The sequence below is a fragment of the Paenibacillus donghaensis genome, assembly GCF_002192415.1.
In the GTDB taxonomy this organism is placed as follows: Bacteria; Bacillota; Bacilli; order Paenibacillales; family Paenibacillaceae; genus Paenibacillus_AQ; species Paenibacillus_AQ donghaensis.
The window spans coordinates 7,009,918-7,022,391 of record NZ_CP021780.1 but is presented as its reverse complement, the minus strand read 5'-3'; the positions used below and the strand labels follow the sequence as shown (position 1 = coordinate 7,022,391).

Below are 12,474 nucleotides of genomic sequence, written 5' to 3'. Positions count from 1 at the left end.
AATTATGGGAATATCATTTACAGTTCTGTCGAGCGGTTCTACCGGGAATGTGACGGTGGTCCGCAACGGGGAAACCACACTTATGATTGACGCGGGGCTGAGCGCCAAGCGGATCGATGAGCTGCTGGCCATGCGCGAGCTGACGGGGAGCGATATTGACGGCATTCTCGTCACCCATGAGCATTCGGACCATATCCGCGGACTTGGAGCCATGGCACGCAAATATGATCTTCCCATCTATGCCAATACCAACACCTGGGGAGCCATTGAGAAGGGGATCGGCAAGATTGCCGAGCATAACCGTGTCATTCTGGAGTCGGGGGAGCAGAGGGATTTCGGCAGCTTGCGCGTGGAGTCCTTCGCCATCTCGCATGATGCGGCCGAGCCGGTCGCTTATAATTTCTATGACGGCAGCGAGAAGCTGTGTGTGGCTACCGACCTGGGCTATGTGAGCGATAAAGTGAGAACGGCAATCTCGGATGCCGATGTGCTTGTGCTGGAGGCTAATCACGATATTGAAATGCTGCGGATGGGACGTTATCCGTGGAATACGAAACGCCGTATTCTGGGCGATATGGGTCATTTATCTAATGATGCTGCAGGGGCAGCACTGAGTGAGATTCTGACAGGACGCACCAAGCGGGCCTATCTGGCTCATTTAAGCAGAGACCATAATATGATTGATCTGGCCAGAATGTCGGTGCGCTGTGCGATGGAGGACCGGGGCACTTTCTATAAGGACACTGAGTTCAAGCTGTGCGACACTTACTTTGACCGTCCTACGCCATGGGATAAGGTGAGCCAGTCATAAGCTGGTTCAGCTCTGCAGTCTTATGCTCCAGCTCCTGGCGGGTAACCAGCCCTTTTTCGATCAACAGCTCCATCATGGCATTGAAAGCCAGCGTCATATGATAGTGTTCATCCTTCAAATCACCAAGTTTACCAATGAACTGTACCAGGTCCATGCTGGTGGAGAACGATTCCATGGTTCAGCAGCTCCTTTTTACTGAAATCATTATTTTGGTGTAAAAGTTTACAGTTATTTTACCTGAGAAAGTCAGTGTCTTGCCATCTGGCTGTGATACAATTGTAAACAGACGAGAAGCAGGGTAGCGTTCATGGCTTATACCCCTAGTCTACTCTTTCAAGCTGTGAAATATTCCGTGAAACCAAGGAAATTACAAGTATTTCAGAGTTGGCAGCTTAGTTAATACCATTTTGTGGTGAATGAATAAAGTGAAACTTTTTAAGGCTTAGTGGAGTCTAATAGATAAGAGGAATATCTGCGCGTGGGTACTTGGCTTTCGAGGCTTGAATGCACTGGCGATAGAGGGGAGAGGATTACCGGTGGGATTGTTTGATGACGATTTCTATTCAACCAAGGTATCACGGCGCAGAGAACGTGCGGAAACATCAAGTTCGTCGAATAACCGGACATGGTCGGTGCGCAAGAGCCGGCGGGGTCTGTCCACCTTGCAAATATCCGCGATCAGCTCCTTGATCAGTGCGGTGGTTGCCGTTCTGCTATTCAGTCTGGTAACCGGTCAGCTCTCACAGGAGAAAGTGGCAGAGCCGGTAAGGGTCCAGAATGTGGCACCAAGCAGCGGTGATCCCTATGAACGCATTATTCAGGCTGCTGCGACGGTTCGTCCGGCGGTGGTCAGCATTATCAACCACAAGGAAGATAATAAGGAACTGGAAATTCTCGATGAGTCGGCACTGGGCTCAGGCGTAATTTATAAAAAGGACAACAAAAAGGCTTATATCATTACCAACAATCATGTTATCGACGGCTCGGGTGACCTGGAGGTTGTGACCGTTGACGGCGTGACGCGCAAGGCAGAGCTGGTGGGCACAGACAAGGTGAGCGATATTGCCGTACTCTCCATCGATGTCAAAGGAATCAACATGGTTGCGCAGATAGGTGATTCCTCCAAGCTGCGGCTTGGGGAAACGGTAATTGCCATCGGTAATCCGCTGGGTCTGGGCGACACATTGACCTCCGGGATTGTCAGCTACACCGAACGTACCATTCCCGTCTCTCTGAATCAGGATGGGGTATACGACTGGGAGCAGGAGGTCATCCAGACGGATGCCGCCATTAATGAAGGCAACAGCGGCGGTGCGCTGGTTGATCTGAACGGCAAGGTGATTGGCATCAACACCATGAAGATTTCCGATACCGGTGTGGAGGGATTGGGCTTTGCGATTCCCGCTAACCATGTTATGGATATCGCCGATGAGCTGTCTGCCAAAGGCAAAATCGCCCGTTCTTATCTGGGTGTATATTCGATAGATCTTAACAACCCGTATGTGCCGCTTGCAGAGGATCAGCGCAAGGAGCTGAATCTGCCAACCAGCGTAACAGACGGCGTAGTGGTACTGGATGCCGTGGGTCCGGGCAAGGAAGCCGGCCTGCAGCTTAATGATGTGATTACCAAGTTTGACAATCAGCCAATACATTCTACACTGCAGCTGCGCAAATATTTATACGACAAAACGAAGATTGGCGACGAGCTGAAGATCACATTTTACCGCAACGGAGAAGTCAAGCAGGTTACCGTAAAACTTCTTGAGAAACCCGAGGAATAAATGCTGTAAAGGCCGCATATACTAGTACAGCAGTCACGGAGAAGGAGGCTGATAACCCTTACATTGGGAAGTCAGCCTTTTCAGGGGAAATAAGGTTAAATTCGGATAAGCAAGCTTGCCTTTGTTATAAAGGTGTGGTAATATGAAAACATTCATACAATTGATACCTAATTCTGACATTGAAAAGGGCTGTCGATTCAGAAATACAACCTTTCTCAATGTGTGAATTTTTTCTTTGTTTGAAGATAAAAAGAACATATTAATTTAAATTTGTGGAGGTAACACACATGCAAACAGGTACAGTTAAATGGTTCAACGCAGAAAAAGGATTCGGTTTCATCGAAGTTGAAGGCGGAAGCGACGTATTCGTTCACTTCAGCGCAATCACTGGCGACGGCTTCAAAACTTTGGACGAAGGCCAACGCGTTGAATTCAACGTTGTTCAAGGCAACCGCGGACCACAAGCCGAAAACGTTGTAAAACTGTAATAATAGAAGATACCGTCCCTGCTTTTTTAAGTCGGGACGGTCTTTTTTTATAATATCAAATAGATGAACATCTTGGATTAACTTCCTGATATTTCAAGAAAAGAAAGACGAATTACGACTGGATTCGACGTTTACCTTTGGAACATAAAGGAAGGAGGAACGGCAATGAACTACCGGAAGAAACCTTTGGAGGAAATACCGGAAGAAAATACTGCAATCTGGGCTTGTACCAATGAGGGTTGTAATGGATGGATGAGGGATAATTTCGCATTTGAACATGCGCCTTCTTGTCGTCTCTGTCACTCTCCTATGGAACGTAGCATGAAGATGCTTCCGCTGTTGCTCAATTCTAATGGCGACCTCAAATCGTTGAAGAAGGGTATCTCGATTACCTGATGATAAGACCTTAACGCATAAAGCTTGCTATAGCATCAAGAACCAATCCAAGACGGGAAAACCGTCTTATTTTTTTTGCATTCTAACGCTATATTGTGATATTTGTCACAAATTTATTGTTTTTAAGCCCTGAAAGCCCTGTTTGTTGTGACATATATCACACTTACTCCCTCGAATTTTTGACAGAATAGATCTATTGAATTGAGGGAACAGGAAGGGGAGAAATATGGATACAGTCATGCTGTCACGGTTTCAATTCGCATCGACGACGATTTTTCACTATTTCTTTGTGCCGGTATCCATTGGACTAGCGCTCCTGATTGCGATTATGGAGACCATGTACGTTAGAAAAGGCAATGAGGAATACAAAAAAATGGCGCAATTCTGGGGGAAGCTGTTTCTCATCAATTTTGCAGTCGGTGTAGTAACAGGGATTCTGCAGGAATTCCAGTTCGGGATGAACTGGTCGGACTATTCGCGTTTCGTAGGAGATGTGTTCGGGGCTCCGCTGGCAATAGAAGCGCTGCTGGCTTTTTTTCTGGAGTCTACCTTTATCGGGCTGTGGATCTTCGGTTGGGATAAGGTGTCCAAAAGAGTCCATCTGCTCTCGATCTGGCTGGTAGCCTTCGGCACGATGCTGTCGGCCTTCTGGATTCTGGTGGCGAACTCCTTCATGCAGCACCCGGTTGGCTTCGCGGTTAATAATGGGCGGGCGGAGATGAATGATTTCTTCGCGCTCATTACGAACGGCCAGCTGCTGGTCGAGTTCCCGCATACGGTGCTGGCGGCTTATGCCACAGGCGCATTCCTGGTGACGGGGATCAGCGCGTATAAGCTGCTGAAGAAGCAGGAGGTTTCTTTTTTCAAAAAATCGTTCGAGATTGCAGCTATTGTAGGGATTATCTCTTCTATTGGTGTGGCAGTAGCCGGACATGCCCAGGCACAATACCTGGTTGGGACCCAGCCGATGAAGATGGCAGCCACTGAAGCACTATGGGGCAAAAGTGGTGATCCGGCTCCTTGGACCGTATGGGCTAATATAGATCCGGTCAACAAAGTAAACACTAACGAATTCCAAATTCCCTATATGCTGAGCTTCCTGTCGTACAGCAAGTTCTCCGGTGAAGTTAAAGGGATGAATCAGCTGCAGGCAGAATATGAACAGCAATATGGACCGGGAGATTATATCCCGCCCGTGCGCACGACGTTCTGGAGCTTCCGGATTATGGTGCTGGCTGGTACATTGATGATTGTGCTTGGCTTGTATGCGATGTATCTGATGTGGCGCAAAAAGATGGACCGTCCGAATACCTGGTTCATGCGCTTTATGCTGTGGGGGCTGCTGCTTCCACCGATTGCTAATACCGCAGGCTGGATTATGACTGAAATTGGCCGTCAGCCTTGGACGGTATTCGGACTGATGCAGACAAAAGACAGCGTATCGCCTAATATTACAAGCGGTCAGGTGCTATTCTCGGTGATATCATTTACAACGATTTATGCGATTCTGGGTGCCGTATTGGTTGGCTTGTTCATTAAGGTAATCAAACAAGGTCCGTACAACATGGATCAAGATCACGGTCAGCCACATGATCCGTATAACAAGGGGGTCGGGCCACATGTCTCTTAATGAATTATGGTTCCTGCTGATTGCGGTGCTGTTTGTGGGCTTCTTTTTCCTGGAGGGCTTCGACTTCGGGGTAGGGATGCAGACACAGCTGCTGGCCAAAAACGACAGTGAAAAGCGGGTGCTGATCAACTCGATCGGCCCGTTCTGGGATGCTAATGAGGTCTGGCTGATTACAGCGGCGGGTGCGATGTTCGCAGCGTTCCCCGAGTGGTACGCGACGCTGTTCAGCGGATTCTACATTCCGTTTGTGTTCGCACTGCTGGCGCTGATTGCGCGCGGGGTGGCTTTTGAATTCAGAGGCAAACGCGACTCACAGGCCTGGAAAAAAACCTGGGACGCCTGCATCTTCTTCGGCAGTCTGCTGCCGCCGTTCCTGCTTGCCGTAGTCTTCGCCAGCTTCATTAAAGGGCTGCCGATTGATGCGGACATGCAGATGCGTGCCGGATTTACCGACATCGTCAATGTCTACACCGTACTTGCGGGTGTGGCTGTAGTGATGATGTGCCTGGTGCATGGACTAATGTTCACAACGCTGCGCACGACCGGCGATCTGCAGCTGCGCGCGCGCAAGCTGGCCCAGAAGCTGCTGCTGCCGCTGGGCGCGCTGCTGGTAGCTTTTGTGGTAATGACATATTATATGACGGATATCTTCGAGCAACGCGGAACCTGGCTGCTGATTATTATTATTCTGGGTATCGCCGCTTACGTGGCGGCCGGATATTTCATGACCAAGGAGAAGGACAGCTGGGCGTTTGGCATGACCGGTGCGGTGTTTGCCCTCTCGGTAGCGTCCATCTTCGTGGGACTATTCCCGCGCGTGATGATCAGCTCGATTGATCAAGCCTTCAATCTGACAATTACCAACGCGGCTTCGGGCCATTATTCGCTGAAGGTGATGACGATTGTGGCGCTGACGATGCTGCCGTTCGTACTGGGCTATCAGATCTGGAGTTACTTTATCTTTCACAAACGGATTCACGAGAAGGAGCATCTTGAATACTAATGGATAAAAATTTGCTTGGGTACAAAGGAGTAAAGCCGGTCTTTCTGATCGTGGGCTTCCTTACCCTGGTGCAAAGCCTGTCCATTCTTCTGCTGGCAAAATCGCTGGCAGAGGTTGTATCTGCGCTGTTCGCGGGAGAACCGCTGGAGGAACAATGGGCGACTTCGCTCTTGTTCCTTCTTGCGTTTCTGCTCCGCCACATCTGCGCCCTGCTGATGAGCCGGGTATCTTACCGGTTCGCAGAGGCGACAGGCAGCAGCATGCGCAGGGCCATGATGGACAAGCTGTTCCAGCTGGGGCCGAGACTGGCAGGGGACCGGGGAACCGGCACTTTGGTTACTCTTGTCTTAGAGGGAGTGACCAAGTTCCGCACTTATCTGGAGTTGATTATACCGCGGATGGTTGGTATGTCGGTGACGCCATTTCTACTGCTGTTCTATGTCTATACGCTGGATACTGCCAGCGGTATTATTCTTACCTTAACGATGCCGATCATCATCGTGTTCATGATCCTGATTGGCATGACGGCACGCAAGCAGATGGACCGCCAGCTGAAGTCCTACCGCACGTTGTCGAACCATTTCGTCGATTCACTGCGCGGGCTGGAGACGCTGAAATTCTTGGGCCGCAGTCGCAGCCACAGCGAGAGCATTGCGCTGGTAAGCGACCGCTACCGCTCGGCCACGATGAAGACGCTGCGGGTGGCCTTCCTGTCCTCGTTCGCGATGGACTTCTTCACGATGCTGTCCGTGGCGTCAGTGGCGGTGAGTCTGGGCCTGCGGCTGGTCAATGAGCAGATGACGCTGGTGACAGGGCTGACCATCCTGATTCTGGCCCCCGAGTATTTCCTGCCGGTAAGGCTGGTCGGGGCCGACTTCCATGCTACGCTGGACGGCAAGGAAGCGGGCGAAGCGATGAAGAGCATCATTGACCGCGACACGGCGCAGGCCGTACTGGTTGAGCCAAGCGGTACGGAACAGGGGACAGCAGCGTCGATTCCGGCATCCGTCTTCAGCTGGAAGCCGGAATCGGAGCTGACGCTGAGCGACATCGGTGTGAAATATGAGGAAGAAGGCGGCCCTTCGCTGGATGAGGTTAACCTCAGCTTCAAGGGAGCCTGCCGAATCGGCATTATCGGGGAGAGCGGAGCCGGCAAATCGACACTGGTTGATGTACTGGGCGGCTTCCTTCACCCTGATTCCGGCCAGATTAGAATCAATGGCACGGCTGTCAGTGCGTTGACGGATGAGGCCTGGCGCAAGCAGACCTCTTATATTCCGCAGCGGCCTTATATCTTCAGCGGCTCGCTGGCGGAGAATGTGCGCTTCTACTACCCGGAGGCCTCCGATGAAGAAGTGGCCGGAGTGGTAGCTGCCGCCGGATTAAGCAAGCTGGCCGCAGCCCTGCCGCAAGGCTTAGCAGAGCCGATTGGCAGCGGCGGCCGGGTGCTGAGCGGTGGACAGGAACAGCGGGTGGCGCTGGCCCGTGCGCTGCTCAGCCGCAGACCGATCCTGCTGCTGGATGAGCCGACAGCCCACCTCGATATTGAGACGGAATATGAGCTGAAGGAAACGATGCTGCCGCTGTTTGCAGGCAAGCTGGTCTTTCTAGCCACCCACCGCCTGCACTGGATGACCGATATGGACCTGGTGGTTGTCATGAAGCAGGGACGGGTGGCGGAAGTCGGCACACCTCAGGAACTGATCGCCCGCAAGGGTGCTTATTACGAGCTGATTCAATTGCAACTGGAGGGAATCCATTGAAACGTGAAGGGTGGTTTGCTCCTTATTTCTCGGCCTATTTCTGGCGTTTCCTGTTGATTATTCTGCTGGGTGCGCTGACGGTATTCTCGGCTTCCTCGCTGATGTATACCTCAGGATTCCTGATCTCCAAGGCGTCGATTCCGCCGGAGAATATTCTGATGATCTATGTGCCGATTGTCGGTGTGCGTACGTTCGGCACCAGCCGCGCTGTTATCCACTATGTGGAGCGGTTGGTTGGACATGATACGATTCTGCGCATCCTCTCGGGAATGCGTGTCCGCCTGTACAGCATCCTGGAGCCGCAGGCGTTATTCCTGTCTTCGCGCTTTAAGACCGGAGACATTCTGGGCATGCTTGCTGATGATATTGAATATTTGCAAAATGTATATTTGCGCACGGTGTTCCCCAGTATTATCGCGCTGCTGATCTATGCCATTGCCGTGATCTCGCTCGGTACCTTTGATTGGGCCTTTGCCTTACTGATGGCACTATATATTCTCGTGCTGGTCGCTGTGCTGCCGCTAATCTCGCTGCTGTTCACACAGAAGCGCCAGCGCCAGGTGAAGCAAGAGCGCAACCGGCTCTACCAGAAACTGACCGACGCCGTGCTTGGCATGGGGGATTGGGTGATCAGCGGACGGCAGAGCCAGTTCGTGGAAACCTATGAAGCAGATGAGCAAGCGGTGGCCCGTACGGACGCTGCCCTGCGCAGCTGGGCCCGCCTGCGGATGCTGATCGGGCAAGCCGTTGTGGGCATCGGCGTGCTCTCCCTGCTCTACTGGGCAGCAGGGCAATATGCCGACGGTGCGATCGCCGGAACGCTGATTGCCGCGTTCGTGCTGGTCGTGTTCCCGGTAGCGGATGCGTTCCTGCCCGTCTCGGAGGCGGTGGAGAAAATCCCGCAGTACCGCAACTCGCTGGAACGTTTGTCTGGCGTGGAAGCGGAACCTGCCCTGGCCGCCGGGCACGGGCCGGACCCGCTGCAGGGAAGTCTGGACCCGGCTGTCCTGCGCAAAATGGCCGGACTGAACGAGGCAGGACAGGAGCAGCTGCATCCTGAGGTGTACAGCACCCACATTCAGCTGCGCAGTGCCAGCTTCCGCTATGACAAGGAAGGGGATTGGTCGATTCACGATCTGACGCTGGATATCCCGCAGGGCCGCAAGATCGCCATCATCGGCCGCAGCGGCGCGGGCAAGTCGACGCTGCTGAAGGTGATCCAAGGCGTGCTGAAGCCGTCTGCGGGAGAAGCGGTGATCAACGGGATTGATGCCGCCGCCTACGGCGAGCGGATCCCTTCCGTGATCGCGGTCTTGAACCAGAGCCCGCATCTGTTCGATACCACAGTAGCGAACAATATCCGGCTCGGGGACCCGGAGGCATCGGAGGAAGCGATTCAGCAGGCTGGCCGGCTGGCCAGAGTGGATGAGCTGATCTCCTCGCTGCCGCAGGGTTACGCTACGCCGGTGCGCGAAGCCGGCCAGCGGTTCTCGGGCGGGGAGCGCCAGCGGATTGCGCTGGCCCGTATCCTGCTGCAGAATACACCCGTGGTGATTCTGGATGAGCCTACCGTGGGCCTCGACCCGCGCACCGAGCGCGAGCTGCTGGCCACGATGTTTGACGCCATGGCTGGCAAGTCACTGATCTGGGTAACGCATCACCTGGTGGGCGCGGAGCAGATGGACGAAGTCATCTTCATGGAGAACGGTGCTGTGGAGATGCGCGGTACTCATGCGGAGCTGATGAAGCGGGAGCCGCGCTACCGGCGGCTGTATGAGCTGGATCGGCCGGTGGAGCTGACAAGCATAGCTCCGAAGGCAGCCCCGGCGACCGAATAAGCTGAACGCGAATTCAGCGCACAGCATGTAATCAGGAACTCCCCTTACGACCCTTGAGGTCAGGGGAGCTTTTGTGTGATTACGGCGGGCTGAAATTCGGGGCGTAGGGAGTTTTCTTTTGGCGGAAAGTATGGTAGAACAGTAGAAGGAGTATAAGCCGCAGCGGCACAGAAAGGGATGCTTGAAGGAATGTATGTAGTGTGCAAAGAACATGTGGAGCTGGCCATTGAGCAATTTGTAGATGAGTACGAGGATGCCCCGGATATTGTCGATCTGAAGGAGACGGTGTTCTCGGATTGGGACCCGCCGGCCCGTTGTGCAGAATGTGAGAAGAATGCGGAATATCTGGTGATCTAGAGGTGTGGAATAGCATAGGCTGATTAGAGGGACGTGGCTCACGTCCTTTTTGTTGTTCATTTCAGGTAACTTGGAGGGCGCGGTAGGATAAGTAGAGTTGTGGGGAGTATCTGCTGCTGCTGCTACTGATCGGTGCTGAACTAAAGGGTAACTGTATTTGGTACAGCTATTTCGAGTACATATGGGCCTAAAACAACTTTAAGTGTATTCTGTACAGCTATATTCCGTCAAAAGGCTACTTCACCCCTAAATAGAGAGAAATAAATGTACGAAATGCAGCTATATTTGTTTTGGCCGCTCAATTCACAAATATAGATGTACGAAATACAGTTACAAGCTGGGTAGGCTACTTTTGGTTGCTGCTACTGGCACTGTCGCCAACGTAGAGGAGTTGTGATCTAGAGTAGTTGTCGCTCCACAGTAACGGTACTCTGAACATATAAGCAACAGGTTGCTCGCCGTGTATGCAGAAGCGGATGACCCATGAAGGAGTGAATATCACCGCTTGACAAACAATGGATAATTATATATTCTGATAATAACAATTAGATAATAACTAATAATCAATAACATAAGCTATAGAGAAGGGGATTCCGATGAGATATACGTTAACAGACTTGCAAGCGGCGTGCCGGGCCGGACAGAAGTTCAAGTACCTGCTGTTCTGGGGACACACACCTCCATCGGACGGTAGTATCAATCAGAGCTGCTTCAGCCAGTGGTGGCCGTGCCGGTTCACGGCGGATGGTGTGGAATATAGCTGCACGGAACAGTATATGATGGCAGAGAAAGCCCGGCTGTTCAACGATAGCGGCGTGCTGGCCGAGATTATGGAGGCGAAGCATCCGAAGACGATGAAGGCTCAGGGGCGGGTGGTGCAGGGCTTCGACAACGAAATCTGGGAGAAGCACTGCTATGACATTGTCAAAAAAGGCAATCTGGCTAAATTCTCGCAAAACGCTGAATTGGGCTTATACCTGATCAATACGAATAAACGCATCCTTGTGGAAGCCAGCCCCGTCGACCGAGTCTGGGGAATCGGGTTGTCCAAGGATCATCCCTCTGCTGAGGACACGCTGAAATGGCGGGGCAAGAATCTGCTGGGCTTCGCGCTCACGGAGGTCAAGCAGCTGCTGCAGATGCCGCAAGCGGAATAACAAACAGCCCTTGCCGCCAGTCATGCGGGGAAAGAGTTATAGGACATTTATCGTATTTAAACAAATTATTGGTGTTTAAACGGTTTATTCGGTATAAAGACGAAAAAATTCAATAGATCAAGAAATGAGGACAAAACCTTATGAATAACAAGAATCGTAAAGAAATTGCTCAGGACACTCTGCGCTATATGAATGAAGGGAAATATCTGTACCAAGGATCATGGGTGGACTTCTCTTCGGCGCAACAGACTTCGGAGGATCAGAGTGAAACGATTACGCCGGAGAAGGGACTTCAGCTATTGGCGCGATTTAGAGCGGAGGCTGGGGCTGCGAAGTTGAGGATGGAAATGCAGGCCGAAAGAGGGGCTGGGCAGGATGAGATAGGGTCAGCCCAGAACAGGCTGGAACAACAAGCTGAGGTAGAGGTTGAGCAGGTTCTAATAGGCTCAGAGTCAGCTCAGTCCAGGCTGGAAAGCGAACCTGCCGATGTGGAATTGTCCACGGCTAGTATTAGAGTAGCGGGGGAAGCGACGGTCAGAACGATCCTGGATCTGGCTGAGGCCGGTACGAAGCAGGTAGGCGTGCTTAATTTCGCCAGTGCGAAGAACGAAGGCGGTGGATTCCTGAACGGGGCGATGGCTCAGGAGGAGAGTCTGGCAGCTTCAAGCGGCTTGTACGCCACCCAGCTGCGCAATCCCGACTACTATAAGACCAACCGGAATACGCCATCTATGATGTATACCCATTATGCGATCTATTCGCCGGATGTGGTGTTCTTCCGTGATGAACATTTTGAGCTGCTGGCTGAGCCGGTGACGGCTTCGGTGCTGACATTGCCAGCTGTGAATTACGGGCAGGTGCTGCTGAAGGGGGAAGACGCAGCGCAGTCGAAGCAGATTATGCAGGAGCGAATGGAGCTGGCCCTGGCCCTCTTCGCCGCCAGCGGCGACCGGCATCTGGTGCTGGGAGCTTACGGCTGCGGCGTCTTCCGCAATAATCCCCTGGAGGTGGCCCGCTGGTGGAAGGAGCTGCTGGAGCAGGAGGGGTATGGCCTGCTTTTTGAACAAATTGTATTCGCGGTACTGGATCATTCCAAGACTAAGGAGACGATTCGTGCATTTGAGGATGTGTTTGGAACTGCGTGAGAGGTGAAGCGAGTGATCTCCATGGATATTCGGTGATGTGATGGATGGGGAATTGATAGGAAGGGATAATGACAACATATCAAATTTATATCAATCTTGCCCTGG

At 52.2% G+C, this 12,474-nt stretch carries 12 protein-coding genes; 11 read left to right on the top strand and 1 reads right to left on the bottom strand.

Translation table 11 applies throughout. The features are described from left to right. Positions 1–4 precede the first annotated feature (4 nt). The gene (locus tag B9T62_RS31815; RefSeq protein ID WP_087918929.1) at positions 5–811 is read left to right on the top strand and encodes an MBL fold metallo-hydrolase; all 807 of its coding nucleotides are present in this window, start codon (positions 5–7) and stop codon (positions 809–811) included. Here B9T62_RS31815 and B9T62_RS31810 read toward each other — a convergent pair. Then, positions 780–986 (bottom strand): hypothetical protein, encoded by a 207-nt coding sequence (locus tag B9T62_RS31810; protein WP_087918928.1) that lies wholly within the window; start codon positions 984–986, stop codon positions 780–782. The two genes, B9T62_RS31815 and B9T62_RS31810, sit on opposite strands and share 32 nt — an antisense overlap. Before the next feature lie 361 nt (positions 987–1,347). Here B9T62_RS31810 and B9T62_RS31805 point away from each other — a divergent pair, with 361 nt between their 5' ends. The 10 genes from B9T62_RS31805 (at position 1,348) to B9T62_RS31760 (ending at position 12,369) form a co-directional block, all read left to right on the top strand. After that, on the top strand, positions 1,348–2,592 hold the full coding sequence (locus tag B9T62_RS31805; protein WP_087918927.1) for a S1C family serine protease: 1,245 nt from the start codon (positions 1,348–1,350) through the stop codon (positions 2,590–2,592). Positions 2,593–2,879: 287 nt separating this feature from the next. Beyond that, on the top strand, positions 2,880–3,080 hold the full coding sequence (locus B9T62_RS31800; protein WP_019914582.1) for a cold-shock protein: 201 nt from the start codon (positions 2,880–2,882) through the stop codon (positions 3,078–3,080). 165 nt (positions 3,081–3,245) lie between these two features. Continuing rightward, positions 3,246–3,476, top strand: coding sequence for a cold-shock protein (locus tag B9T62_RS31795; protein ID WP_087918926.1), 231 nt, complete (start codon positions 3,246–3,248; stop codon positions 3,474–3,476). A gap of 226 nt (positions 3,477–3,702) precedes the next feature. Next, positions 3,703–5,106 carry a cytochrome ubiquinol oxidase subunit I gene (locus tag B9T62_RS31790; protein WP_087918925.1) on the top strand — a complete coding sequence of 468 codons (1,404 nt, stop codon included), beginning with the start codon at positions 3,703–3,705 and terminating at the stop codon, positions 5,104–5,106. After that, on the top strand, positions 5,096–6,109 hold the full coding sequence (cydB, locus tag B9T62_RS31785) for a cytochrome d ubiquinol oxidase subunit II (RefSeq protein WP_087918924.1): 1,014 nt from the start codon (positions 5,096–5,098) through the stop codon (positions 6,107–6,109). Before B9T62_RS31790 ends, cydB begins: the two co-directional genes overlap by 11 nt. Continuing rightward, positions 6,109–7,872: a thiol reductant ABC exporter subunit CydD gene (gene cydD / locus B9T62_RS31780; RefSeq protein ID WP_087918923.1), complete on the top strand. Its 1,764-nt coding sequence runs from the start codon at positions 6,109–6,111 to the stop codon at positions 7,870–7,872. The genes cydB and cydD overlap by 1 nt, the downstream gene beginning before the upstream one ends. Continuing rightward, a complete protein-coding gene (gene cydC / locus B9T62_RS31775; RefSeq protein ID WP_087918922.1) occupies positions 7,869–9,710 on the top strand; it encodes a thiol reductant ABC exporter subunit CydC in 1,842 nt (613 codons plus the stop codon). The genes cydD and cydC overlap by 4 nt, the downstream gene beginning before the upstream one ends. Positions 9,711–9,899: 189 nt before the next feature. Further along, positions 9,900–10,067: a CxxH/CxxC protein gene (locus B9T62_RS31770; protein ID WP_087920500.1), complete on the top strand. Its 168-nt coding sequence runs from the start codon at positions 9,900–9,902 to the stop codon at positions 10,065–10,067. A 596-nt stretch (positions 10,068–10,663) separates the two neighbouring features. Then, complete coding sequence (locus B9T62_RS31765) at positions 10,664–11,224, top strand: riboflavin biosynthesis intermediates N-glycosidase (protein WP_087918921.1); 561 nt, start codon at positions 10,664–10,666, stop codon at positions 11,222–11,224. Positions 11,225–11,364: 140 nt separating this feature from the next. Next, positions 11,365–12,369, top strand: coding sequence for a TIGR02452 family protein (locus tag B9T62_RS31760; RefSeq protein ID WP_087918920.1), 1,005 nt, complete (start codon positions 11,365–11,367; stop codon positions 12,367–12,369). The last annotated feature ends 105 nt before the right edge of the window (positions 12,370–12,474 follow it).